This is a genomic window from Microcoleus sp. S36b_A4, from assembly GCF_036700645.1.
Taxonomy (GTDB): domain Bacteria; phylum Cyanobacteriota; class Cyanobacteriia; order Cyanobacteriales; family Microcoleaceae; genus Microcoleus.
The window spans coordinates 15,207-41,552 of the sequence record NZ_JAUBPI010000013.1 but is presented as its reverse complement, the minus strand read 5'-3'; the positions used below and the strand labels follow the sequence as shown (position 1 = coordinate 41,552).

The 26,346-nt window shown below is 45.4% G+C and carries 17 protein-coding genes; 11 read left to right on the top strand and 6 right to left on the bottom strand.

The features are described 5' to 3' along the window. Positions 1-86: 86 nt before the first annotated feature. The 3 genes from QUA03_RS06400 to QUA03_RS06390 all read left to right on the top strand — a co-directional run bounded on the left by QUA03_RS06400 (position 87) and on the right by QUA03_RS06390 (position 8,916). The gene (locus QUA03_RS06400; RefSeq protein ID WP_333210631.1) at positions 87-2,471 is read left to right on the top strand and encodes a GAF domain-containing protein; all 2,385 of its coding nucleotides are present in this window, start codon (positions 87-89) and stop codon (positions 2,469-2,471) included. Between the two features lie 302 nt (positions 2,472-2,773). Continuing rightward, complete coding sequence (locus QUA03_RS06395; RefSeq protein WP_333210630.1) at positions 2,774-8,233, top strand: AAA family ATPase; 5,460 nt, start codon at positions 2,774-2,776, stop codon at positions 8,231-8,233. A 266-nt stretch (positions 8,234-8,499) separates the two neighbouring features. Further along, on the top strand, positions 8,500-8,916 hold the full coding sequence (locus QUA03_RS06390; RefSeq protein WP_333210628.1) for a hypothetical protein: 417 nt from the start codon (positions 8,500-8,502) through the stop codon (positions 8,914-8,916). A gap of 50 nt (positions 8,917-8,966) precedes the next feature. Here QUA03_RS06390 and QUA03_RS06385 read toward each other — a convergent pair whose 3' ends face one another. Continuing rightward, positions 8,967-9,392 carry a DCC1-like thiol-disulfide oxidoreductase family protein gene (locus QUA03_RS06385; protein ID WP_333210626.1) on the bottom strand — a complete coding sequence of 142 codons (426 nt, stop codon included), beginning with the start codon at positions 9,390-9,392 and terminating at the stop codon, positions 8,967-8,969. A 133-nt stretch (positions 9,393-9,525) separates the two neighbouring features. Then, positions 9,526-12,597, bottom strand: a complete 3,072-nt coding sequence (locus QUA03_RS06380; protein WP_333210625.1) for a PAS domain S-box protein — start codon at positions 12,595-12,597, stop codon at positions 9,526-9,528. 532 nt (positions 12,598-13,129) lie between these two features. Here QUA03_RS06380 and QUA03_RS06375 point away from each other — a divergent pair. From QUA03_RS06375 to QUA03_RS06345, 7 genes are all read left to right on the top strand, one after another. Next, complete coding sequence (locus QUA03_RS06375) at positions 13,130-14,323, top strand: NAD(P)/FAD-dependent oxidoreductase (RefSeq protein ID WP_333210624.1); 1,194 nt, start codon at positions 13,130-13,132, stop codon at positions 14,321-14,323. Between the two features lie 178 nt (positions 14,324-14,501). Further along, complete coding sequence (locus QUA03_RS06370; RefSeq protein ID WP_333210622.1) at positions 14,502-16,415, top strand: S9 family peptidase; 1,914 nt, start codon at positions 14,502-14,504, stop codon at positions 16,413-16,415. 163 nt (positions 16,416-16,578) lie between these two features. After that, a complete protein-coding gene (locus QUA03_RS06365; RefSeq protein WP_333210620.1) occupies positions 16,579-17,298 on the top strand; it encodes an HAD-IA family hydrolase in 720 nt (239 codons plus the stop codon). A gap of 275 nt (positions 17,299-17,573) precedes the next feature. Next, positions 17,574-18,194, top strand: a complete 621-nt coding sequence (locus QUA03_RS06360; protein WP_333210618.1) for a DUF3859 domain-containing protein — start codon at positions 17,574-17,576, stop codon at positions 18,192-18,194. Then, complete coding sequence (locus QUA03_RS06355) at positions 18,195-19,961, top strand: asparagine synthetase B family protein (RefSeq protein ID WP_333210617.1); 1,767 nt, start codon at positions 18,195-18,197, stop codon at positions 19,959-19,961. A gap of 109 nt (positions 19,962-20,070) precedes the next feature. Next, on the top strand, positions 20,071-21,291 hold the full coding sequence (locus tag QUA03_RS06350) for a decarboxylase (RefSeq protein ID WP_333210615.1): 1,221 nt from the start codon (positions 20,071-20,073) through the stop codon (positions 21,289-21,291). Between the two features lie 243 nt (positions 21,292-21,534). Further along, on the top strand, positions 21,535-22,854 hold the full coding sequence (locus QUA03_RS06345) for a hypothetical protein (RefSeq protein WP_333210614.1): 1,320 nt from the start codon (positions 21,535-21,537) through the stop codon (positions 22,852-22,854). A gap of 318 nt (positions 22,855-23,172) precedes the next feature. Here the strand turns inward: QUA03_RS06345 and argJ are convergent, their stop codons facing one another. The 3 genes from argJ to QUA03_RS06330 form a co-directional block, all read right to left on the bottom strand. Then, positions 23,173-24,414: a bifunctional ornithine acetyltransferase/N-acetylglutamate synthase gene (argJ, locus tag QUA03_RS06340; protein ID WP_333210612.1), complete on the bottom strand. Its 1,242-nt coding sequence runs from the start codon at positions 24,412-24,414 to the stop codon at positions 23,173-23,175. A gap of 327 nt (positions 24,415-24,741) precedes the next feature. Continuing rightward, complete coding sequence (locus QUA03_RS06335; protein ID WP_015176121.1) at positions 24,742-24,882, bottom strand: hypothetical protein; 141 nt, start codon at positions 24,880-24,882, stop codon at positions 24,742-24,744. Between the two features lie 61 nt (positions 24,883-24,943). Next, positions 24,944-25,138 (bottom strand): hypothetical protein, encoded by a 195-nt coding sequence (locus tag QUA03_RS06330; RefSeq protein ID WP_006631905.1) that lies wholly within the window; start codon positions 25,136-25,138, stop codon positions 24,944-24,946. Between the two features lie 101 nt (positions 25,139-25,239). Between QUA03_RS06330 and QUA03_RS06325 the strand changes: the two genes are divergently transcribed. Continuing rightward, a complete protein-coding gene (locus QUA03_RS06325) occupies positions 25,240-25,362 on the top strand; it encodes a hypothetical protein (RefSeq protein WP_333210610.1) in 123 nt (40 codons plus the stop codon). Positions 25,363-25,971: 609 nt separating this feature from the next. On the opposite strand, the gene rpsF is transcribed toward QUA03_RS06325, so the two are convergent. Next, the gene (gene rpsF / locus QUA03_RS06320) at positions 25,972-26,307 is read right to left on the bottom strand and encodes a 30S ribosomal protein S6 (protein WP_015176119.1); all 336 of its coding nucleotides are present in this window, start codon (positions 26,305-26,307) and stop codon (positions 25,972-25,974) included. Positions 26,308-26,346: the final 39 nt, after the last annotated feature.

Here is a 26,346-nt window from a genome sequence, read left to right as displayed (position 1 = left end):
AAACAGGATATAAGCTCTTTACAAAGTCATAATCGCCGATCGCTGATATTCTTTGGCAAAATCCACTGCTTTCAGGTGTTTTACTCATGTCTACTCCTAAATCCTCTTCCCATCAAAACAACAACTCCGTAAAATCACTGCCAGTGACAGATATCGTCCCAACAAAGCCAGACAGTAACAATCTGCCCAGCGAACCAAGTATAGAACAGCTACTGGAAGCTTTGGCGGGCAAAGTACCCAGTCAATCTTCAGAAATTGAACCCTTGAAAACGTGGAAACAAGATTTACAGCGATTGTTTCAATTTTTTGGCGACCGCCGCGTTTTAATCGCAGTAGTGGAACCGGGAACTTTTGCCCTGCGTTATGCTAACGCGGCATTGTGTCGCTTGGCGGGTTGGGAGGAAACGTCTTTGGCAACTCAATCTACCAACGGTTGGTTTGCAGAAACCCACCTCACTCTGCTGGAACTGTTCGAGGATTGGGGGGGCAAAACAGCAGAACAATTGTACCGTCGCCACATTTTGCACTGGGTATTTAAGCAATATTATCAAATTGACATCGACGGTTTACGAGTGCTAGACGAACCTGTCACGGCGAGTGTAAAAAACCCCAAACATCGAGAACCAAGATTTATAGAGTTTTGGCTGGGTTCGGAACAGTTAAAAATTACTCGAATTAACTCAAAAATAGATGAATTTGCGGATGTTTCTTTAAGATTAATGCCTGTTGCGGAACGAGAAGCTTGGCTGATGCAGCCAAATCAACTAGAGAATTTAGCCGATCGATTGCAGTTGGATAATTATCGCGTAGAAGGCTTGCTGCTGCTAGAAGGTTTTGATGTCACCGTGCAGGAGCAAATTCGGCGGCTGACTCAGTTATTGATCGATCAAGATTCGATGTTGCGGCCAGACAAATTTGAGAAAATCGATCGGTGTTTGCGATCGCTCTTCAATGCTGACGGCACTTTGCTGCTGCGCCCCGACGGCGAACAAGTACAGCTATTAGTTGCGAAAGACGGCCAACATTTGCAGCCGATTCTTTATTCAATGCACTCCCTAGAAGCTTCTCACTTTTTGAAGGCCACAGCAGCAAATCAAGTTTGGAATGTGCCAGACTTGCGTAGGGAGTGCGAAACCGAGTGCGATCGAACTTTGCGGAGAATGGGAACTCGATCGATGCTGCTGGTGCCCCTGGTAGTCAAATCCGTCACCCGTGAGGGGTGCGGGGTGCGGATTTTGGGTGTTGTGGGGCTGTTGTGCGATCGGCCAAACCACTTCAACGGCATTGACGCTCAACACGCCCAAGAACTCATTCCCGCCTTCATTGCAGCCCTGCGGCAAGCCATCCAGGAGCGGTTTACCCACATTCACAACATCCACCCCGCAGTCGAGTGGCGGTTCGCCCAAGAAGCAGAAAGGCGAAGTTGGGGACTGCCCCCAGAAACAATCGTATTTGCTGATGTTCATCCGCTGTACGGAATTTCGGACATTCGCGGTTCTAGCGACGAAAGAAACCGAGCCATTCAAACTGATTTGCTCGAGCAATTCCGCTTAGGTTTAGCCATAGCTGATGCCGTTTGCCAAACACAAACTACCCACCTCGGCGCGCAATTGCGGCTCGACTTGCTCGACTACATCGAGCATTTAAAACAAAAAGTAACAGTCGATATGGAGGTGCGAGCAGCCGAGTATTTAAACGAGCATTTAGAAGTATATTTTGACTATTTTGTGCAGTGCGGACCCAAGGTTCAGGCAGCCGTTGAAGCTTACCAAGCAGCCTGTGAAAACGAACACAACTGCGTTTATAGCGATCGCAACCGCTACGACCAAATGTTGAACCTAATCAGCACCAAACTCCAAGAAACCTGGGCCCGCTGGCAAGAAAAAATGCAGCAAATTTTGCCCCACTACTGCGACATCGAATGCACCGACGGCATCGATCACATGATTTATGCAGGAAAATCGATCGACCCCACATTCAGCCAGTTTCACCTACACAGTTTGCGGTACGAACAACTGCGAGCAATTTGCGACTGTGGCCGCACAGTTTTTCGCCTGCAAGCCGAGTCTCAAATCAACATGGAACTCGCACATTTAGTATTAGTACAGAATACGACTATCGACATTTTTCACAACGAAAACACCGAAAAAATGTTTGATGTCAAAGGCACTCGCGACATCCGCTATGAACTCGTCAAAAAGCGGATAGAAAAAGCCGTTGACAAAGACGCACAAGAGCGAATTACCCAGCCAGGAATGTTAACGGTAGTTTATTCAACCGAAGACGAATGGGAAGAGTACCAACAATACTTGCGCTACTTGTCTCGCGAAGGTTGGGTAGAGCCAAAAGTTCAGACTGGTATGGTAGAATCACTCCAAGGAGTCAGCGGTTTAAAATTCGCCCGCGTGCGTATTTTACCTGAACCGGAATCTATTGCTACTATCTGTGAAGTTACAGTAGTCAGCGATTGAGAACCCGTTCAATTGCCTGTTTAAGGCCCAGTGCGATCGCTCCCATCTCCTCCTGTTTGACACAGAGTGCGATCGCTCCTATCCCCATGAACAACGCTGCAGCGAAAGCATTCGGGACTCACACACAAGACCGAGATTACATTTAAGATGCTTGTTGACACCAACGACCAAGCCCACATTTTCACTTAGTGTATATTCCGTGTGATTGGGAATCGCCCAATACACGATCGGAATCACACAAGATTAAGATTAAGTAGTGTTAAGCTAATGATAATTAGCTCCTGTAATTTATAACTTAAGTGATGTTAACCTTATCCAAATACCAAATAAATTCTACTCTGCACGAAGGCGTCGAAACAATAATCTATCGCGGACAAACACCGACAGACGCGCCCCCAGCAATTCTCAAAGTCCTCAAAGCCGAATATCCCACCCTCGAAGCCATTACCAGGCTCAAACACGAATATCAAATCCGCCAAAATTTAGACAGCGAACAAATCGTCAAAGCCATCAGTCTCGAGACATTTGACCACCGATTAGGAATCGTTTTAGAAGACTTTGGCGGCGAATCCCTGGCCCAACTGCTGGAAAGAGAAACCTTGAGCCTGCAAGCAAATTTAAACATCGCCATCCAAATAGTAAAAGCCTTACAATACCTGCATTTTCAGCACATTATTCACAAAGACATTAAACCCAGCAACATCATAATTAACTCGCAAACAAAACAAGTAAAACTCACCGACTTCGGCATTGCTACAAAACTCAATAAAGAAAACCCGCAATTTAACAATCCCAACTCAGTCGAAGGCACATTAGCCTATATGTCCCCCGAACAAACCGGGAGAATGAACCGCACCCTCGACTACCGCACAGACTTTTATTCCCTTGGGATCACATTATATGAAATGCTGACAGGAAAATTGCCTTTCTGCAGCAACGACCCCTTAGAAATAGTTTATAGCCACATCGCCGTTCAACCAATATATCCCCATCAAATCAATTCAGAAATACCTGTCGCTATCTCAGAGATAGTGATGAAATTGATAGCCAAGAATGCCGAAGATAGATATCAAAGTGCGTCCGGATTGTTAGCCGACTTAGAAATTTCTTTGCATCAGTTAGAAATCAACGGACAAATTGCCGACTTCATCCCCGGACGCTTAGATATTCTCAGCCAGTTGTTGATACCCCAAAAATTGTACGGTAGGGAAAATCAGGTTAATGAATTGCTAGCAGCGTTTGAACGTGTAAGAGGGGGCTTGGCTAACAATTTGTCAGAAGAAAAAATAGCTAGCTTTGAACAAAAATTGCCCCCATCAGGAAGCAGCGAATTAATGCTAGTATCAGGCTACTCAGGCATCGGTAAATCAGCCGTAGTCAACGAAATCAGTAAACCTATTACCAGGTCAAAAGGTTACTTCATCAGCGGCAAATTTGACCAGTTAAAACGCAACATTCCTTATGCCTCATTAATCCAAGCATTTAACTCATTGCTGCGGCAATTGCTAACAGAAAGTGCACTTTCATTAGAAATATGGCGCACTAAAATTTTAACAGCAGTGGGAACAGACGGTCAAGTAATTGCCGACGTAATTCCAAAAGTTGAATTAATCATCGGCAAACAGCCAGAAGTCCCAGAACTAGCCCCTGTAGAATCCCAAAATCGATTCAATCGAGTATTCAAAGAATTTATTCGCGTTTTCGCCCAAAAAGAACACCCCCTAGTTATCTTTTTAGACGATTTGCAGTGGGCAGATTCAGCAACATTAAAGTTGATGCAAATACTGATAACTGACCCTGACCAGGAATATTTGTTGCTAATCGGTGCCTATCGAGACAATGAAGTTAGTCCGACCCACCCCTTGATTCAGACTGTAGAAGAAATTGAAAAAACTGGTACAAGAGTCAACAATATCGTGTTGCAACCTCTGGATTTAGCAAAGGTGACAGAATTAGTCACTGAAACACTGAACACTTGCACAAAAAAAGTAACCAATCTCGCGGATTTAATCTGGAATAAAACGTGCGGAAATCCTTTTTTCTTGACTCAATTACTCCAAGCACTTTATCAAGACTCTCTTTTGAAATTTAAATTTAATCACCTTACAAATGAAGAAAATCAAAGTGGTTGGTATTGGAGTATCGATGAAATCCAAGCCATTGGAATCACAGATAAAAGTGTGGTAGAACTGGTAGCTTCTCGCATTGAAAAGCTGCCCGCAGCCACGCAAGAAGTTTTGAAGCTAGCAGCTTGCGTGGGAGATAAATTTGCTCTAGATGTGCTGTCACTTGTTAGCAAAAAGTCAGCTAATACGACAGCAACTGAACTTTATTCAGCTTTGCAAGCCGGGTTAATTCTGCCATTGAGCGATGCTTATCGCATTCCTTTAGTTTTCGATCGAGCCGAATCAATCAATCTTAAGTTAGACACTTCGCGGGTTAGTTATAGATTTTTGCACGATCGCGTTCAGCAAGCGGCTTATTCGCTAATTCCCCAAGACCAAAAGCAATCCACCCATTTAAAAATCGGTCAATTACTGTTACAGAATACTCCCTCCGACAAGCTAGAGGAAAACATCTTTGATATCGTCAATCAATTGAATGTCGGAATTGAAACGATTAGCCAACAGTCAGAAAAAACTCAGTTGGCACAATTAAATTTAACTGCTGGACACAAGGCCAAAGCGGCTGCTGCCTATGAAGCTGCTGTTAGGTATTTGCGGGTTGCCATGGAATTATTGCCTGCGGATTCTTGGCAAAGTCACTATGAATTAACGTTAGCAATTTACGAGTCAACAGCCGAAGCTGAATATTTAAATATTAATTATGAAGCTTCAAAAAAGATGGTTGACATTGTACTTCAAAACTCTAAAAACTTACTGGAAAAAGTGAATGTTTACGAACTTCAAATCCAGTCTTATAACGCTCAAAATAGAGTGATAGAAGCACTCAATACAGGACTAGAAGTGCTGAAACTGTTAGGCATTTCTTTTCCTCAAAATCCCCACGCGCTACATATTATGGCGGGACTGAGTAATACAAAACTGAGCTTGGGATTGAAACGAATTGAGGATTTAGCTAACTTGCCAGAAATGATTGATCCCGAAAAAAAAGCAGCCATGCGGATTTTATCAGGGATTCTCAGCAGTGCTATTCAGGCAAAACCTCCACTGATACCGCTGCTGGCATTTAGGATGGTCAAGCTGTGTATTAAATACGGTAATTCGCCTTATGCAAGTATTGCCTACGTTTATTATGGCGTAGTTATGTGCAAGCTAGGGAACATTAGTTTGGCATACCAATTCGGTCAACTGGCAATTAGGCTGTTAGACAAATTTCCTTCCCGTTCAATCAAAAGTAGAGTTTATGCAACATTTGGTTCTTTTATTCACCACTGGAAAGCTGCTCTCAAGTCAGGATTAGGCGATCTCAAAGAAGGTTTTAAAACTGGGATGGAAACTGGAGAGTTGGAATTTGCTGGTTATGCTATAGGTGCATATTGCTTAAACAAACTGTCGATAGGAGAGCCTCTTGATTTGGTGGATCAGGAGACTGGTAAATATATGAAACTAATGCAGCAATCTCAACTTGAAATGGCTGTACAGTATATAAGTATAGCTAGGCAGACAGGCCTCAATTTGCGCGGTCAAACTGTCGAACCATGTCATTTAGTCGGTGAGAGATTTAATGAAGTTAAAACGCTCCCCATTTTAATAGAATGTAAAAACTTTTTTTTAGTTGGGTTGGTTTATAATGCCAAAACTCAGCTTAATTTTCTCTTCAGAAACTACGCGCAAGCATTAGAAAATTCAAGATTATTTGAGAAACATGAGGAGTCTGTAGCCGGATTTGATGTGGTTGCTCTGAATAATTTTTACTCCTCTCTCAGTATCATAGCTTTGTATCCAGCAACTGGCAAAAGAGAACAAAAGCAATATTTGGAAAAAGTGCTGCAAAACCAAAAGAAGATGAAAAAATGGGCAGTTAATGCTCCGATGAATTATCAACACAAATACGACTTAGTAGCAGCGGAAACAGCGCGAGTGTTGGGGCAAAATACCCAAGCAATGGAATTGTACGATCGCGCAATTGAGGGAGCAGCCAAAAACGGTTACATTCAAGAGGAAGCATTAGCGTATGAATTAGCAGGAGATTTTTATCAAGCTTTGGGTAAAGAGATAGTTTCGCAAGCATACCTGACTAAAGCCTATTATGGATATATCCATTGGGGAGCCATAGCTAAAGTTAAACATTTAGAATCAACACATCCTTTCTTAGCAGCACAGACGCGCACACTTCCAACCCCAACTCTCGATGTCACCCGCACTGCCACGGGAAATACTACCAGTAGTAGTTTAGGCGATTTATTAGACTTAGCTACTTTTATTAAGTCGGCGGAAGCCATTAACGGTGAAATTGTTCTAGAAAAATTGTTGACCAAATTAATCAAAATTATTTTAGAAAATGCGGCGGCTCAAAAAGTAGTGCTACTGCTGCTGAAAAACGATATCCTCTGCATAGAAGCTACTGGCACTCATGCGGAGGATACCGTCACACTTTTACCCTCTATTCCCCTAGAAAATAGTGAAGATGTACCCCTGTCTGTGATTAATTACGTACAGCGCAGCCAAAAGCATCTAGTTTTAGACAATGCGACTGTCGCCGAACCTTTTAATGTAGATACCTACATTCAGAAATATCAACCCAAATCAATTCTCTGTTTGCCGATTATTTATCAATCTCAGGGGCGCGGAATAATTTATTTAGAAAATGCTTTGACAGTAGGAGCTTTTACAGCAGAGAGAGTAGAAGTATTCAAAGTGTTAATTTCTCAAGTTGCTATTGCTGTAGCAAATGCTGGTTTGTACGCGCGGGAGAAAGAAAAATCTCAACAGTTAGAAAAATCTTTCAATGAATTGCAACAGGCGCAACTGCAACTGATTCAAAGCGAAAAAATGTCGGCTCTCGGCAACTTGATTGCAGGGGTGGCTCACGAAATTAACAATCCGCTTGGTTTTATTGCGGGCAATCTTGATGCTGCTGCTGAGGCGAGCTTAGATTTGATTGATTGCTTACAACTTTACCAAGAAAAATTTCCTAATCCTGGAGATGAATTACAGGATAAAGCATCGGAGATTGATTTAGAATATTTGATTGAAGATTTGCCGAAAATGCTTTTATCTATGAAATCAGGTACAGAGCGAATCCGCAATATTAGCAAGTCTTTGCGAACTTTTTCCCGCGCTGACAGTGCGAATAAAGTGTCAGCAAATATTCATGAGGGCATCGATAGCACTTTGATGATTTTACAGTATCGTCTGAAAGCTAAAGATACTCGCCCCGCGATTAAAATTATCAAAGAATACGGAGATATCCCGCCAGTTAAATGTTATTTTGGGCAACTGAATCAGGTATTTATGAATTTGCTGGCAAATGCGATCGAGTGTTTTGACGAATTCAATGAAGGTCGCACTTACGCTGAAATTGAAGGTTTACCGAATACGATCGCCATTATCACTCAAGTCTCGGAGGATAGCAACAGCGTGGTGATTAAAATCAAAGATAACGGTCAAGGGATGTCATCGGAGCTCAAGTCGAAAATATTTGACCATTTATTTACTACCAAAGGAGTAGGAAAAGGTACGGGTTTGGGGTTGTCTATCAGCAGGCAAATTGTGGAAGAAACCCACGGCGGTAAACTAACTTGCGAATCGGTGCTGGGAGAAGGTTCGGAATTTGCGATCGCCCTTCCCCTGAATTAGAATTATGGAACTATGGCGTGTTTTAAAACCCGCAGATCCCCCCTAACCTCCTTTAATAAGGGTGGGACAAGAGCCTGCTCAAAGTCCCCTTTTTAAGGGGGATTTAGGGGGAGCGAGACTCGGATAAAAACAGCACAACACATATATGAAAATTTGTCAATGCCTAATTATTTCTGAAAAAGTCCGCTGTTCACAGTCTACATTCGGCAGTATGCAGTTACATTATTAGCTAAATGTAATAACTATATTTGATAGGAGTTTTTCGAGTGAACGCTGCCGAACAAGCCAAAAATATAGAAGTTGCCAGCAAAATTGCTGCGGTTGTTAATTTATTCAAGTCCGGATTCCCGGATGCAAAAGTCGATTTGAAACCTTGGATGAATGACCAGGATACCAGAGAACTTGTAGATCCAGATTCGATCGACATTGGCTTCCATTTTCCCGGTAGAAGCCGCTTGCTGCAAAGCCGCAGCATTTTGATTCAAATCCGATTTTACCAAGATCCGGTGGAAGGATATCGGCGGGCGATCGGAGTTGAGGCAGCCGGTTACGATCATAGCGGTCAACAGTGGCACTTTTCTACTGTGGAGAATTGGAATTTTCTCGGCCCAACCGAACCTGCGGTGGAGTCGGCCCAAAAACTCAAAGACTTTTGCCAGCAGATATTCGATTTGTTTAATTAATCTTTTTGAGGAGTTCAGTTTTCACTGCGAACCTGTTTGTACTAAGGACTTTAGTCCTTGCTATTATCGCAATTGTCGATCGACCTACAGCCAACCGGATAAACAGATTTGTAAGTAGTCGATCGCTTGCCAAACAAAGTATAGCGGTTATCGCGGACTTGTTCGTACACGCGATCGCCCATCCACTTCATCCCCGGCATTGCCCGATAAGCAGCCACAAACACCTCGCCAGCAGGCAATATCCGTCCGATTTCCTCCGCCGCATTGCTGCCTTGCCAGCGACGTTCTGGGGTGTTGCCATCTATCAAAATCATCCCCATTTCGCAGTCTCCAGACGTAATCCCAAAGCGATTTAATTGCTCTAAATCTTGCATGGGAATATACTCAAAATTCTGGCCTTGGTCTAAGGTTTCTAGTAACTGTACCAAGGTAACGCAGAGATTGCAATTGCCGTCATAAATTACGTTATATTTCATTAGTTGACTGTTGACTGTTGACTGTTGACTGTTGACTGTTGACTGTTGACTGTTGACTAATGACTACTGCCAACTGACTACTGACTACTGACTACTGACTACTGACTACTGACTACTGACTACTGACTACTGACTACTGACTACTGACTACAGGAATCTCGATCGCAAATTCCGTCCCTTGACCCGGTGCAGAATCGCACTTAAGCAGCCCGCCGTGTTTTTCCACCACAATTTGATAGCTGATAGACAGCCCTAAACCAGTACCTTTACCAGGTTCTTTCGTAGTAAAAAACGGATCGAACAGCCTTTTGTGAACATCTATCGGAATCCCCGGCCCGTTGTCAGCAATCCGAATCACAATATGAGAAGGATGCCGCATTGAATCATCAGAAACAGCAGAATCTGCTTGCATCAAAGCATCCTGTTCATATTTTACATCCGTACAAATCCGCAGCGTCGGCGAAGGACAATAAGGAATAGGCGCCAGTTGTCCCTCTGCCCACTGTCCAGTCTCCATGGCCTCTTCCAAAGCATCAATTGCATTGCCAATAATATTCATGAAAACCTGATTCAACTGTCCTGCATAACACTGTACGCGGGGCAAATTGCCGAACTCTTTGAGCAGCACAATTTTAGGACGCCCTGCCGTTTCTTTCAACCTGTGCTGCAAAATCAACAAAGTGCTTTCAATCCCTTCGTGAATATCCACCTGTTTTTGTTCGGATTCATCTAATCGCGAAAAATTCTTCAGTGACAGCACAATTTGGCGAATTCGCTCGGCTCCCATTTTCATCGAATTTAATAGCTTCGGCAAATCTCTGAGCAGGAAATTCAAATCGATATCATTTATTTCTTGTTTAATTGCCGGTGTTGGGTGTGGGTATTCCTGCTGGTAAAGTTGCAGCATTTTTAGCAAGTCTTTAAAGTAATCGTCAGCGTGCATGACGTTGCCATAAATAAAGCTAACTGGATTGTTGATTTCGTGAGCAACGCCAGCGACTAATTGCCCCAAACTTACCATTTTTTCATTCTGAACCATCATGCTTTGAGTTTTATGCACGTCCCGCAGGGCTTTTGCCAATTCTTGATTTTTAGTCCTCAATTGACTTTCGGAAAGCTGCACTGCTTCTTCTGCGTGTTTGCGATCGGTAATATCTTTACGAATTGCTACATATTGATGGGGTTCGCCGTTCGTATTTAAGAAAGGTACAATCGTAGTATCCAACCAAAATAATGTACCGTCTTTAGCTTGATTTTTCATTTCTCCTCGCCAAACTTTTCCCTGGCGGATGGTTGACCAAAGCTGCTTGAAAAAGTCGGCTGAATGATAGCCAGAATTGACAAGTCTGTGGGTTTTGCCGATCAGTTCTTCTCGGGAATATTTAAATTGTTCGCAAAATTGATCGTTGACATAGGTAATGGCTCCGAATTCGTCGGTATTCGAGACAATTGCCGATTGATCCAAAGCAAATTTTTCAAATTCCAACTCTTTGAGAGTTTGGCGCAATTCGGCTTCTGCTTGTTTGCGATCGCTAATATCGGTAATCATCCGCAACACGCCTGAAAATTTGCCCTCAGCGTCGAACATCGGTGTCGCCGACACGATCGCCCACAAGTGAGATCCGTCTTTTCGAGTAAACTTAAAATCGTGGCGTTCGCGAATGCCTTCTCGCCTGCGCTTGACATAAGTTTCTGCTATTTCCCTGGATTCTCCGTCAATAAACTCAAATAGCGATCGCCCCAGCATTTCCTCCACAGTATACCCCAGCATTTCGGCCATCCGAGAGTTAGCAAAAGTCGTGATACTTTCGCTGTCAAACATCCAAACACCCTCCGAAGCCGTCTCGACAATGCAGCGGTAATAACTCTCACTTTCCCTGACTGTTGCCTCTGCTTGCTTGCGATCGGTAATATCAGTTTGCACCGCAATAAAACCTTCGAGTTCCCCATTTTCTTGAAAAATTGGAGCGATGGAAAGCGCCACCCAATAACCCTTTCCATCCTTGCTGTAATTGTAAATTTCCTGATTAAACAACTGTCCCGTTGCCAAAGCCGATCGCAGTTGAGCAATAGTTAGGGGGTCTGTTTGAGGGCCTTGCAGCACATCACCCGGTTTTTTTCCCTGCATTTCTGCCAGCACGTAACCGCTAATCCGAGTAAATCCTTCATTCACCCATTCAATGCAGCCTTGAGCATCAGTAATAATCACACCATTTTGCGTTTTTTGAGCCACAATAGCCAAGCGCGACAATTCTGTTTCTGTTTTTTTGCTTTCCGTAATATCTTGAGCAATACCCAGAATATACTTAGGCGCGCCAGAATCGTCAAACAAAGGAACTTTTTTAGTGTGCAAAATTCGCTTTCCTCGGCGCGGAAGTTGGATGATTTCTTCTGGCAAATCGACGCCTTTGTGTCTTGCGAATAATTCTAAATCTTGTGCTTGCAAGTAATTAGCCTGCTCTGGCTCCAACAATTCAGCAGCATTGTTTCCCAGCACTTCATCCCTCGAATAGCCAAATAATTCTTCGCTAGCTTTATTCCAATAAATAAATCTTTGTTCCACAGCATCTTTAATAAAGACGCTAACTGGCAGATTTTGCAGTACCGCATTCAGAAAATCTTGAGTGTTTCGCAGGTCTTCTTCAGTGCGCTTTCGCTCACTAATATCCAAAATCACTCCGTCGAGATAGACAACCCGATACAGAGAATTTGCGATCTGGGATACCGGCGAAACCACAGCCGACAAAAAGCCCTCAATTTCCCCTTGTCCTTCTTGTTTTCCTCTATCCTCCTCCGCCTCGCAGCAAATAGCTTTGCCTTTTTCGTAAACCCAGCTAATTCCGCCGTCCGCCCGGACAATCCGGTATTCAAGGATGTACGAAGTTCTGGTTGCTACGCTTTTTTTCACAGTAGCATCCACCTTTTTCCGGTCTTGAGGATGGATAATGCTTGCCAAGGAACGGACGCGATCGTTGATAAAATCAGAAGAGGGATAGCCTGATATTTCTTGAACAGCCTCGCTCAAAAACGCCATTGTCCGTGTTAATTCCCCGTCGTCCGTATACTCGCAGGTACAGCGGTAGACAGCACCGGGAATATTAGCTACTAAATTTTTATATCGTTCTTCGCTTTTTAACAAAGATGAGCCGTCTTCGTTATTGTGATCGCCGTTCTTAAATTTAGAAGAATTGGAAGAAGTTTGCATGGTTTTTTTTTCACTTGTGAGTGCGGGGGCAAGTGGTAGAGTAGATGACCCTATAAAAAGTGAATTTAATGTGCGAAATAATTCGATATAAACTAATATAGTACAAAATTAGTTCTGCGAACCTTCAGAAAATTTGAGGGCGGGTAATAGGTAAAGCTAATCAAGGCTATAGATATAGAAAATAGTTCGGAAAGGCATTGTGTAACGGATTTAATGGATTTAACTCACGCCCCGATCACCATTCTCGCTTAACAGGCCTTTCGGGCCTGTTCCACAACAAGTGCATTTTCTTATGGGGAGTAGGGGTTGGGCCGAAGAGTCCGCCCATAAAAAGCTTATTGAGAATGATGCTCTAGGTGTGAGTTTAACGGGTTTAACAGATGGATGTTGATGTTCAAAGGAAAGAGGGAAGATTTTCCCAGTCTCCCAGTCTCCCAGTCTCCCAGTCTCCCAGTCTCCCTTACCCACTCCCTCACTCTCGTTAGAATAAGATAAGTTTCCTTGCTACCGTGAGCCCCTCAAACAAAACACCATGACTCAACAACAACCCCGGATTTGTATTCTCGGCGGAGGCTTCGGCGGACTCTACACAGCCCTGCGCTTGAGTCAGTTACCCTTCTCCAGAACCCAAAAACCAGAAATTGTCCTAGTTGACCGCCGCGATCGATTTTTGTTCGTTCCCCTGCTCTACGAACTCGTGACCGGCGAACTCCAAACCTGGGAAATTGCTCCACCATTTGCCGAACTATTGGAAACCACAGGCGTGCGCTTTTGTCAAGGTACTGTCTCCGGCATTGATGTGGAGCAAAAGCGAGTGCAGTTGCACGACGGGCCAGAAATTCCGTGCGATCGCCTGGTTTTAGCTTTAGGCGGCGAAACCCCCCTAGATCTGGTCAAAGGTGCCGTTGAATACGCTTACTCATTTCGCACTCTCGACGACGCCTACCGCTTAGAAGAAAGACTGCGGTTTTTAGAAGCCAGCAACAACGACAAAATTCGGGTTGCGATCGTCGGCGCCGGTTATTCAGGAGTAGAATTAGCTTGTAAATTAGCCGATCGACTCGGAGACAAAGGTCGCGTCCGGTTAGTTGAGCAAAGCGACATGATTCTGCGGACATCGCCGGAGTTTAACCGCGAAGCCGCCAGCAAAGCTTTAGAAAAACGGCAAGTGTGGATCGACTTAGAAACAGCAGTAGAGGCGATCGGATCGGACACAATATCTTTACTTTACAAAGGACAATTAGATGTTCTTCCCGTAGACATAGTTCTGTGGACAGTAGGAACTCAAGTTAGTCAAGCAGTGCGATCGCTACCCCTCAAACAAAACCGCCGCGGTCAATTAATAGTCAATTCGCAAATGCAAATTATCGACCATCCAGATATATTTGCCTTGGGAGACTTAGCTGAATGCCACGATGCAACTAATCAAAAAGTCCCCGGAACAGCCCAAACAGCCTTCCAGCAAGCTGACTACACCGCCTGGAACATTTGGGCATCCCTCACCGATCGCCCATTACTTCCTTTCCGGTACCAGCCGCTAGGAGAAATGATGACATTAGGAAATGACAACGCCACCCTCGCCGGTTTAGGAATTAAACTCGACGGACAACTAGCCCACATTGCTCGCCGCCTAGCCTATCTCTATCGAATGCCAACATTTGATCATCAGCTAAAAGTGGGTTTCAATTGGATTAGCAAGCCGATTCAGGATTTGCTTAAAAGTTAGTTGATTGTAGACTGTTAACTGTTGACAGTTGACGGTTTATTATTGATTGTAGGACTTATGAGGGCGGTTCCGAAACCGGGTTTTTCACAAAAATACTTCACTACTACGCGCATATTTGGTAAAAACCTGGTTTTTTCTATCGGAGTGTAGATTCAGAGAATATTAGGCAGGAGAAAAAATGCAAAATTCCACATTTCAACAGCCAAAAACTGAAATTCCACCGTTGATACAGCGGGAGATTCTGTTCGGAAATCCTGAAAAAACCCGCCCCCAACTTTCACCCGACGGCAAGTATCTCGCCTACATTGCACCCGATGAACACAACGTCTTGCAAGTGCGACTCCGTACCGTAGGTCAAGCAGATGACCGCCAACTGACAGCCGATAAAAAACGAGGCATTCGCATCTTTTACTGGACGTACAGCGGCGAAGATCTCATTTATCAGCAAGATATTGATGGTGATGAAAACTGGCATTTATTCTCAGTCAATATTCAGTCAAATCTGGTTCGCGACTTGACACCATTTCAAGGTGTTCGAGCTCATCTGATTGCCCTTGACCGCAACTTCCCCAATGAAATATTAGTGGGAATGAACATCCGCGATCGGCGCAAACACGATGTTTACCGCATCAACCTGCAAAACGGTGCCGTTGAACTCGACACCGACAACCCAGGTAGCATCGTCGGTTGGGCTGCTGACGCCCAATTCCAAGTGCGGGCGGCCACAGCCACAACTGCCGATGGCGGCTCAGAATTGGTGTTTCGGGAAACTGCGGACAAGTCTTGGGAAAGCCTGCGAAGCTGGGGCCCCGACGACGAAGGCGGTGCCGTCATGTTCTCAGAAAACGGCAAAATTCTTTACATCATCGGCAATCATGATGCTAACGCCAAACGTTTAATCGCATTAGACTTAGAAACCAAACAAGAAACCGATCTCGCCTCTGACCCAGAATACGATGTCGGCAACATTGTCGTACACCCCACCAAACGAGAGATTCAGGCGGTTTCGTTCTACAAAGACAAGCAAGAGTGGCAGATTTTAGACCAAAGCATAGCAGAGGATTTTGAGGAACTCGGCAAATTTCGCCCCGGCGAATTCTCCATTACCAGCCGGAACCTCGCCGATACCACTTGGCTAATCGCTTACAGGACAGACGACGGCCCAGTTTACTACTATGTGTACGATCGCACTTCCAAAACTTTCACATTTCTGTTCAGCAATCAACCCAAACTCGAAGGGCTACCACTATCATCAATGGAACCCATTTCTTACACCGCAAGAGATGGTTTAACCATTCACGGCTACCTGACAAAACCGGTTGGTGTCGCCACACCCGTACCGACAGTCTTGCTAGTACACGGTGGCCCCTGGGCACGCGATACCTGGGGTTACAACCCACAAGCCCAATGGCTGGCAAACCGAGGTTACGCCGTTTTGCAAATCAATTTTCGCGGTTCCACCGGCTACGGCAAAGCCTTTCTCAATGCCGGCAATCGCGAATGGGCCGCTAAGATGCACGACGACTTGCTAGATGGGGTTAATTGGCTGGTAGAAACAGGAATTTCCCAACCAGATAAAATTGCGATTATGGGCGGTTCTTACGGTGGTTATGCCGCCTTAGCGGGATTGACTTTTAGTCCCGATGTTTTTGCCTGCGCCGTCGATATTGTCGGGCCAAGCAATTTGATTACACTGCTGCAAACGATTCCCCCTTACTGGGAACCGAGAAAAGCAAGTCTGTATCACCGCGTCGGCAATTTGGAAACAGAACCAGAGTTTCTGAAATCGATCTCCCCCTTATCTTTTGTCGATCGCATCCAGAAACCTTTGCTAATCGCCCAAGGTGCTAACGACCCGCGAGTGAAAGTAGCAGAAAGCGAGCAAATTGTCAATGCCATGAAGCAAGCCGGCAAACCTGTAGAATACGTGCTTTATACAGACGAAGGACACGGATTTGCGCGCCCCGAAAATCGCCTGCACTTTTATGCGATCGCCGAAGAATTCCTAGCCAAATATTTAGGAGGCAGATTTGAACCTGGGGACAACATTGCCAATCATTCTGGTGTGGTGAATCCGCAAACAACTAATTAGAAGGAAAAAAGAAAAAGGAAGAAGAAAGAAGGAATCATTCAAATCTCTTTTCTCTTCTCTTCTCTTCTTTTCCTCCGTGTTCTCTGTGTCCTCTGTGGTTAAATCATTCCGATGCAACCGGATGTGCGATAAGTCCTCTTTCCTCTTCCCTTTTTCTTCTCAAATGACCAAAATTATTTTTCTCGATGCCGCCGGTACACTATTTGATGTTCGCGGTAGCGTCGGCGAGGTATACGGACAAATAGCCCACAGGTTTGGAGTAACAGTTAAGAGTGAAGAGTTAAATGCAGCATTTTCCCAAAGCTTCGCCTCAGCAAGTCCAATGGCATTTCCAGGGATAGAAGCGGCAAAAATTCCCCAATTAGAATTTGAGTGGTGGCAAACAGTTTCCGCAAAAGCATTCCAAATAGCAGGCATTTTCCACGAGTTTTCAGACTTTCCCAAATTCTTTGTCGAACTATACGCTCATTTTGCCACCGCCGAACCTTGGTTCGTCTATCCCGACGTATTTCCAGCCTTAAATAAGTGGCAGCAACAAGGAATTGAATTAGCAGTAGTATCGAATTTCGATTCCAGAATTTATGCAGTATTAAAAGCACTAAATTTAGCAGAATATTTCACATCAGTGACAATTTCTACCGAAGTTGGTGCAGCAAAACCAGACTCTCAAATTTTTACCGCAGCTTTGCAAAAGCACAACTGCATTGCGGAAAACGTTTTGCATATCGGCGACAGCTTCAAAGCAGATTATTGTGGTGCTAAAAAGGCAGGATTAAATGCAATTTGGTTGAATCGCCAACAGGAAAAACTAGATTTAGCCAAATGGCCCTTTTTAATCGAGTCTCAAAAAGTTGAGGAATTTGCAAGTCTGGATTTTATATAAGTCAGGATTTATTCACTCGGACAAAGAAACTTGGTTTTTTACCTAATATGCAGGTTGCAAAGAAGTGTTTTTGTAAAAAGCCCCGGTTTCTGGGCACCCATGCTAAGTCCTATAAATATGATTTTTATGAGGTCAAGGTTATGATTTTTATGAATTGACTTTGAGAGCTATTTATTGAATAATATGGATAATTTAACCACAGAGAGCGCAGAGGGCGCAGAGGAAGAGAAGAGAGGGGTGATTTATATATCTAACTTTTAACTGGAAAGAACTTTATGGAACATCGACTCACTCAAACTCAATTAGCACAGGTGATCGCTGAGATCGACAAGTTATCGCAGCAGCGCGAGTTAGAATTGGAACCCGATCAGGTAAGAGAAATTTTACGGGAGTTGAATCTTCCTGATGAGCTTTTAGAAGATGCGATCGCCCAAATGCGCCGCCGCGAAGCCCTAGAACAACAGCAGCGACGCAACCGTTGGATCGCGATCGCCTCGACAGTTGTTGTTATTTCTGCGATCGGGATAGGCGTGCTTTTCGGGCAAAATCAGCAACAAACTGCTCAAGTTGTCGCAGGAGAAGATCGAATTGCCCTATCTCAAAAGGGTGGTGACAGCCTTATTCAAGTCAACCGTCAAATTAGTCCCCGAATCTACTACCAGGTAACATTGCAAAATGCTCCGATCGGCAATCAGTTGTCTCTGCAATGCGATTGGATTAACCCCAGCGGTGACATTGTTCATCAGGGCAGGTATCAAACTCGCACGATCGATACTGCGGTTTGGAATACCCACTGCTTTTACGATCTCGGATCGGCTGCAGCCCCCGGCAAATGGGAAGTTCGGATGTCCCTGGATGGGCGCGTGATTAGCAGTGAACCTTTCACGGTGAAATAGATGGGTGCGATCGACAAACCTTCACATTTTATCGGCTATTGGGGACTGGACGATTGCACAAAAACACTCAGCCGTTTAGTCCCAGATTACTGCATTCGCCAGGGCAAATTATCAGAATGGGCGATCGCCTCTGCATCTGTACTCACGGCTGACACAGTGACGCTGAATGCTTGCGGGCGATTTGGGCCAACCTATTTACCGGGAGATGCTTGGGCGGCGGTAGAAGCGAAACAGCTACGGCTGGGGCGCGATCCGTTTGGGCGAGTGCCGCTTTACTGGATGCAGTTGGGAGAAACGATTTGGTTTTCGACGCGGATGCAATTGCTGCTACCGCTGATTGCTTCCCCTCAAATTAGCCCGATCGCCCTACATAGTTATGCTTGCTTTTCCTACGTACCCACGCCGTTAACGCCGATCGAGCAAATTGCATCCGTAGCAGCCGGAAGCGAGATGATTTGGGAAATCGCCGATGTTAACGATCAGCCGAAAGTACGCGCGGCGAAGCTATCCCGTAGGGAATCGCTGCCTTCAGCTTGGCAAGAAGCGCCCCAATTACTGCGGAGTGAAGACGAGGCGATCGCACAATTGCAAGCGCTTTTGCAACAGGCGATCGATCGACAAGTGGCCGATTTGCCGATCGACGAACCCGTAGGCGTTTTACTCTCCGGTGGCATCGATTCTTCCCTGGTGACGGCGCTGCTAGTGAAAGCAGGCTTGCAAGTGCGCGCCTATGCCCTCGATTTTGGTGTCGAAGCCTATTCCGAACTGCCCTACGCCCAACAGGTGGCGGACTTTTTCCAGATTCCGCTGATCCGAGTGGCGGCGACGGGCGATGCAGTGTTGCGCGCGATCGGGCCAACCGCCAAAGCCCTCGATTTACCCTATGGAGATGGCACAACAGCCCCGCTGTTTTTGCTCAAACAGGCGGCGGCACAAGACGTGCGAGTTGTATTCAATGGCGAGAATGGCGATCAGCTATTTGCTGGATGGACGAACAAACCTTTGATTGCCAACGGAGTTTACAGTGCAGAACATCCAGCCGGAACAGAAACCTTTGAACAGCAGTATTTGCGGACGTTTCAGCGATTTTATGGTTATGAAAAACAGATTTTTTCGCCAGAAATGCTCGATCGCATCCAGTCTCACGATTTGAGCGTTTACCTGCAAGACGCGATCGATCTCGAAACCTGTCCTTCCCTGCTAGCGAGGCTACGGCGCGCTTCGCTGATGCTCAAAGGTGCCCAAAATATTCAGCCGAGGGCAACGGCATTGGGGTTTGCTTGCGGTTTGTGGGTGCGATCGCCCTTCTGCGACCCCGACCTCACAGCATGGACGTTTCAACTCCCTGGCGAGCTGCTACTGCAAGGTGCGTGCGAAAAATACATCCTCAAGAAAGCTGCCGAACGCTGGTTGCCGCCGGAAATTATCTGGCGGGAAAAGCGCGGGATGGGTGTGCCGTTGAAGGTTTGGTATTACCGCGAGTTTTGGGCTGCGATCGGCGATCGGCTGAATCCGAATCTGTTGCGATCGCAAAATTGCTGGCAACCTTATTTGGCTGACTCGATGTTATCGGGACAACTCGGAGTTGCCATGCGCGATCGCTATATTGGCAATAATCTCTGGTTGCTGCTGATGTGGCAGGCATGGCGAACCGAGGTTTTAGGCGAAATTCCGGTTAAGCGATCGCTGGATCATGTGTTTTGGTTGCCACCGGCGATCGGGCAACGCATTTGGAAATATCGAAGGCAGTTGACAGTTGACAGTTGACAGTTGACAGTTAATTTTACAATCTTCCCTGTTCCGAACATCCGTTAAATAATTCGTTGCCGAACATCCGTTACATCCGTTACAAAATCCGTTGCCGAACTTCTTCTATATGATTGAATCTTTGCTAGAGAATGAAACCAAAATACATTCGCCGCCGTTCTCGGAAGCAATGGCTAAGCGACTTTTGTCAACTTATGGTTCGCCCTTATATGTGTATCAGGCCGATATCCTCCATCAAACCCTTGAGCACATTACGCGATCGATCGACTATCCCCGCGTTCAGTTTCATTTTGCTACTGTCACCAATGGCAATATTGCTCTGTTGCAACTGATTCAGCAAGCTGGTTGGGGGCTGCACGCGAATACACCGGGCGATGTTTTTTTGGGGCTGAAAGCGGGTTTTACGGGCGATCATATTGTCTACACCGGCAGTAACCTCAACAGGGCGGATATTCAGCAATTGATTGAGTGGAAGATTGATCGATTTAATTTCGATAGTCTGTCGCAACTCCAGGATTTCTGCGAATATTTCAGGAGTCAACCGCGATCGCGCCGTCCCGAAATCGGACTGCGGCTCAACTCACCGGAATTGACGGGAGACAGTCGAATCGGAGTGCGTCCCGCTGAATTTGAAAAAGCGAACGAAATCGCGCAGCAGCAAGGGTTTAGCATCACTGGACTGCATTTTTATCGGGGGACGGGAACGAACGCCACGAGTGCTTTTACGCAGGCGATCGATCGCCTAATTGCGATCGCCCAACAGTTGCCAGATTGGCGAACCCTCGATTTTGGCGGTGGTTTTGGCTATCCCTATCGAGGCGGTGCAGTGTTTGACTGGCGGGAGTTTGGTGCGGCGATTACTGAACGATTGAGTGCGCTATCTCGCCCGATCGAGTTGGTGATTGAACCGGGACGATCGGCGATCGCAGGTTGTGGCGTTTTGCTTGCGAAAGTTGTGTCGGTGAAGTGGTTGGCAGATCGGCAAATTGTCGGTGTGGATACGACTGTATCAAATCTATCGGTGCCTGCGGTGCACGGAGGCTATCGGGCGATCGCAACTTGGGAAACCGACGATGTATCGCGACACGAAACGGATATTTGTGGCAACACCACTTATTCGCGGGATTATTTGGGGCGCAACTGTTGGCTACCGAAACTCAAAATTGGAGATGCGATCGCGATTTTGGATAGCGGCGCTTACGGCTATGCGATGTCGTCACATTTTCTGCACCGCCCCCGCCCTGCTGAAGTGTTGATTGATGCTAAGGGCGATCGATTAATTCGACAGCGAGAAGACTATTCTATTTTATTAAACGGGCAAATATTTTAATAGGGCATTGGGCATTGGGCATTGGGCATAGTTTCTTCCTTCTTGCGACTTCCATCGGACTGACATCCGTTACATCCGTTACATCCGTTACATCCGTTACAGAATCCGTTGCCGAACTTCCTTCTTCCTTCTACTTATTATCTCTCTTCTCTTCCTCTGCGTCCTCTGCGCCCTCTGCGGTTAAATCATTCCAAAACAACCGCCAACGATATAAATCCATTAAATCAATCAGGAGTAACCGAAATGGGAATGAAATGCGTCCAGTGTAATACCGACAACATTTTGAGCGATCGTACAAGCAACTCAGGTCGCTGTAAGCGGTGCAACCATCCGTTTGTTTTTGAACCGACTAGCGTCACTGATAAAAAGTTAGCATTCACCGATCCGTTTTTCAAAAAGGCGATCGAAAATATTTCCAGCCAAAATATGTTGTTTTTTACGCACAAACAGTTTTTGTATTTTATTGATCAAAAGCTTAAATCTCGCACGCCCGGAATCAGCGGGATTTTTCTCTACTTCTTTTTTAGCTTCGTATTGGGAGGAATCGGCAGTAGCTTCGGTCTTCCTATTTTTTCATCACAATTCGCACTTAGTATTCCCTTCGCTCTCTACAATTTGATTTGGATATGGCTATTTTTCGATGACAGCAAGTCTCCTGCTCAAGGTATTCGCGGCAGAAGAAATAATGCTAAAAATCTACAAACTTTAGGGTTGATTATTCTAGTGACTGCCATTCCCATCAGCTTGCTAGCTGCTTCTTTGACAAGGTACATAGCAGCGACTTTGCTAGGGCTATTTTCCTACTGGCTCGGCATTTCACAAAAAAATCGCCTACACGAAATTAGTGAAGTATTTATTGTTAATTCAGCGCAGAGCGATAAATGGCTGCGAGACTGGCAAAGGGTGAACGGCGCATTAGAAAAACTGCTCCCTGCTGCTCGTCAAGAGGCTTTGCCCGCAACCATCGCTCCGGAAGTTAGCGCCTACAGCTTCGATCGCGCAATTATCTGTGACAGTGACGAAATAGCTCAATTCCTCATTGCCAACAACGTTCATTTTGAAAACAACTGCGCCATTCTTAGTATTAGTGGCTATCCCCAAAGCATCTTCAACACCGTAATCGAAATGCTGCGGCGCAATACCGATTTAAAAGTATATGCACTGCACAATGCGAGTCCTCCTGGAGTTGGCTTAGTACATCAACTGCGAACCAGTCCAGAGTGGTTTGCGAGTCAAGCGGTGACGATTTTTGATTTGGGAATTTCTCCCCGTCAAATCTTAGCAACCCGTGATATGTTTGTGCAGAAATCTCAAACAATGGCACAAACAGCCCGTCAATTACCCGACGCTGTAAGGCAAAGTTTAACAGCCGAAGAACTAGCATGGCTGGATGCAGGCAATTTTGTGGAATTAGAATCGTTTACGCCGCAGCGGTTGTTGCGCGTGGTGAATTATGGACTTGCTCAGAGTGGCGATCCGCAGACCAACGACGGCTTAATATTAGTGGATAATGCTGTCGGGTATGGTGGTGGCTATGTGTTTGTCTCCGATAGTTTCGGCTAGGGCGTGTTTTCAAGACTTTTTTAAACTTATTAATAATAACCTTAAAAAGTCTTGAAATTTAGTCTGAATAAGATTTTTAGCGCTCTTTTGTTAAAATCATAAAAAGCTGATATTTGTAAGGGCTTCCGCGATTTAAAAAGGAGGAGCAAAAAAGCTGAGATTAACTCGGTGAGTAAAGGTTTCATATTTTTTAATTTCCCCCCACCGGGGGAAGTTTAGTTTAAATTGTGTGAAATTTGCCTTTAACCCGCCGTCATCTGGTTTTGTTTGTGTAGGCGCGGTTTCTAACCGCCCGGACTTGTAACCTCGTGAACTTTTTTAAGTCGTATACTCCGCATTAATCTTCACGTAGTCGTAACTCAAATCGCATCCCCAAGCTTTCGCAAAACCGCTGCCATTCCCGACACTAATCTGAATTAAAACCGTATCAGCCTTCAAATATTCCCCCTCCGCAGCCGCTTTCATATAATTACTTGCAGCAGCGCGATCGAACTCTTTAGGTTGCCCGTTTTCCATCATCAAAAAATCCCCCAATTGAATCCGCAAATTCTCTTGATCGAAAGCGACACCAGCGCGCCCAGCCGCCGCCGCAATTCTGCCCCAATTCGGATCGCGTCCGAAAATAGCAGCTTTCACCAAAGAAGAACCCACAATTGTTTTGGCAATTTTACTCGCAGAAATTTCATCCAGGGCGCCACTAACTTGCACTTCCACCAAACAAGTTGCACCTTCGCCGTCACGGGCGATCGCCTTTGCTAAATGCACGCAAACTTCTGTCAGCATCGCCTCTAATTTTTCAGCATCTGCCCCCATTTCCGTAATTGCCGGTGTGCGGGATTGACCGTTTGCCAAAGCAATTAGCGAATCGTTGGTACTGGTATCGCCGTCAACAGTAATTTGATTGAAACTTCTGTTAGCCGCCCGACTCACCATTTCTTGCCACAAATGCGATGACACTGCTGCATCGCAAGTTACAAATGCCAGCATTGTTGCCATATTCGGGTGAATCATTCCCGAACCTTTGCAAATGCCGCCGATGCGGACGGGCCGATCGCCAAACATGGTTTCCAGGGCGATCGTTTTCGGCACTAAATCAGTCGTACAAATAGCCTTAGCCGCCGCATCGGAACCAGTTTCGGATGCCTCAGCAACTAATTTTGGAATTCCGGCCCTCAGCGGCTCCATTTTAATCCGCTGTCCGATGACGCCAGTGGAGGCCAAAAGAATAGATTCTGGAGGAATATTCAGCGCTTCTCCCAACAATTTGGCACTTTCGAGGGCATCTGCCAAACCTTGTTCGCCAGTAGCAGCATTAGCTTGTCCCGCATTGCACAAAATTGCTTTGGCGCTGGGTTTAGCTTGCAAACGCTGGCGGCAGTAGTCCACACAAGCGGCCCGGACAGTGGAGGTTGTGAAGACTCCGGCGGCGATTGCGTCTACCTCTGACAAAATTAAACTTAAATCCGGCAAGCCTGAAGGCTTCAAGCCCGCTGTAATTCCCGAGGCTCGATACCCTCTGGGTGCTGTAACTCCGCCGTCAATTTCTTTCCAGTCCGACATCATGACCTCCCTAGTAGCCTTCAATCTGCTGAAAGGGGATTATACCATTTTAGATTTTAGATTTTAGATTTTAGATTTTAGACTTCGGCGTGAGCGCTCAGTCAAACGATTTTAGATTTTAGATTTTAGATTTTAGATTGTTTTGAACCCAATTTCCCATTCCCAATTCCCAATTCCCAATTCCCAATTCCCCATAAAACTAATCGCGGCTTCCAATCTAGAGTTAGAACTCAAGAAGAAGTCGCGACGGTTTTGTAATTGACATTATTAATTTTTAGGTGGCAAACAACAAACTCTATTCAACTATCTCGCCGTTGAAAAAAGGAGTTATTTGCGATCGATACTCGCTGGAGAACCAGCATCTAAACCAACTTCAGCAGCCACACGGCTCAGCATGGATTCCTGACGGTTTTTGACGACGTGTTGATGGCGCATCATCAGGTTGCGGGCTTGTTCTTGAGTTGACATAACTGATTTCTCCAAATTCTAGGTAATAACTTCGTAGACAATTGTCGAAATTGAGCTTGGCCTAGCTCATAGTGGCGTTGCTGCGATCGTAACTGGCTTGAAAGCTGGGCTGCGGTTTGCCTTGAATGTGACCCCAGTAGTGCGTATCTTCCATCCCGACTTCGGTGGCGGTGCGGTTGAGCATGGATTGCTGGCGGTTCTTCACCAGTTGGTGGTGGCGCATCATCAGAGAGCGAGCTTGATTTTCAGTAGACATATGCGGTTCCTCCGTATTCTTTAGATTAATGTTGGGCTTGTTTTTTCTTCTCTTCTATCACTATAACAGACAATTCTGTATCTAAAGCTACCAAATGCAAATTGTCACAAAACTTTACAATTTGGGCTATGGGGCGAGAAGCTCGATCGAGCTTGCAGGGAGTGCGATCGGGCTTTGGCTCGTGGATTCAGGCCCAACCCCAAGCAGCAGTTGGCAAAATTTGACAATATTCGTCTTCTAAAAGCCACATTTTGGCGGCTACCTAATTGCCAAGGGCCAAAATAACTTTATAGTTGGGTTCAGAGTTAGAGATGCAGAATTTTGCCTCTCAAGAGAGTCGAATTTGCCTTAGCTAACAGTAAATTTAATAAGTAGCTAATCACAATTAGATTTACAATGATTAAGCAGCTATGCTCAAGCATAGTCAAGTTTTTTGTAGTCAACTAGATAATAGATTTGGGCTAAGTGAATCGCCCTCGCCATCCTCAAAAAGCGAGCTTTCTTTGTTGATAAAAATAGATTAAGTCCCAGCAGCCTCCCCACAAAAAAGAGCGATCGTCCTCCCCTAGAAAAACAATCGCCCATTCACCTATAATTTCAATTAACATCAAGTCCCGCCTTTAAGAAACTATGTTATACCCACAATTCCAGAGATCCCCCTAGCCTCTTTTTCAGGAGAATGCCAGGGGGAGCGAAAGACTCTGACGTTAGTTTTTCAAGTTGTGTATACAGCGTAGCCCTTAAGAAAGGCGTGCCGGGGCCGAGAAGTAAGCTGCCCTAATCGTCAAACAGTAGACTGGTACTAAAGAAGACCTTAAGTTGACACGAATGCGCTACTCGGCGACTTCAGCTTCAGCTTCCGCTTCAGGTGCATCTGGCACATCTTGCTTGATAGTCAAATAGCGAATCACTTCTTCGCTCAGACGCATCGCGCGTTCCAGGGTAAAAATTGCAGCGCCCGGAGCTGTATAGTTCATTTGAACGTATACTCCGTCCCGGTGCTTGCCGATTTCGTAAGCCAAACGGCGCTTGCCACGGTGCTGAGTTTCGATGTTTTCAGCACCTTGATCGCGCAAAATAGTTTGATATTTAGCGATCGCCTGGTCTGTCATTTCTTCACCCAAATCAGGGCGCAGAATGTACATAGTTTCGTAAATAAACGGTTTCATGGCAATAATCCCCTTATGGACAACAAGGCTTCTCACGAA

Excerpts from the sequence above, each read along its gene's own strand:
- QUA03_RS06395 (WP_333210630.1), top strand. The coding sequence starts at position 2,774 with ATGTTAACCTTATCCAAATACCAAATAAATTCTACTCTGCACGAAGGC.
- QUA03_RS06355 (WP_333210617.1), top strand. The coding sequence starts at position 18,195 with ATGGGTGCGATCGACAAACCTTCACATTTTATCGGCTATTGGGGACTG.
- QUA03_RS06350 (WP_333210615.1), top strand. The coding sequence starts at position 20,071 with ATGATTGAATCTTTGCTAGAGAATGAAACCAAAATACATTCGCCGCCG.
- QUA03_RS06345 (WP_333210614.1), top strand. The coding sequence starts at position 21,535 with ATGGGAATGAAATGCGTCCAGTGTAATACCGACAACATTTTGAGCGAT.
- QUA03_RS06360 (WP_333210618.1), top strand. The coding sequence starts at position 17,574 with ATGGAACATCGACTCACTCAAACTCAATTAGCACAGGTGATCGCTGAG.
- QUA03_RS06370 (WP_333210622.1), top strand. The coding sequence starts at position 14,502 with ATGCAAAATTCCACATTTCAACAGCCAAAAACTGAAATTCCACCGTTG.
- QUA03_RS06330 (WP_006631905.1), bottom strand. The coding sequence starts at position 25,138 with ATGTCTACTGAAAATCAAGCTCGCTCTCTGATGATGCGCCACCACCAA.
- QUA03_RS06380 (WP_333210625.1), bottom strand. The coding sequence starts at position 12,597 with ATGCAAACTTCTTCCAATTCTTCTAAATTTAAGAACGGCGATCACAAT.
- rpsF (WP_015176119.1), bottom strand. The coding sequence starts at position 26,307 with ATGAAACCGTTTATTTACGAAACTATGTACATTCTGCGCCCTGATTTG.
- QUA03_RS06375 (WP_333210624.1), top strand. The coding sequence starts at position 13,130 with ATGACTCAACAACAACCCCGGATTTGTATTCTCGGCGGAGGCTTCGGC.
- QUA03_RS06400 (WP_333210631.1), top strand. The coding sequence starts at position 87 with ATGTCTACTCCTAAATCCTCTTCCCATCAAAACAACAACTCCGTAAAA.
- argJ (WP_333210612.1), bottom strand. The coding sequence starts at position 24,414 with ATGTCGGACTGGAAAGAAATTGACGGCGGAGTTACAGCACCCAGAGGG.
- QUA03_RS06335 (WP_015176121.1), bottom strand. The coding sequence starts at position 24,882 with ATGTCAACTCAAGAACAAGCCCGCAACCTGATGATGCGCCATCAACAC.
- QUA03_RS06385 (WP_333210626.1), bottom strand. The coding sequence starts at position 9,392 with ATGAAATATAACGTAATTTATGACGGCAATTGCAATCTCTGCGTTACC.
- QUA03_RS06365 (WP_333210620.1), top strand. The coding sequence starts at position 16,579 with ATGACCAAAATTATTTTTCTCGATGCCGCCGGTACACTATTTGATGTT.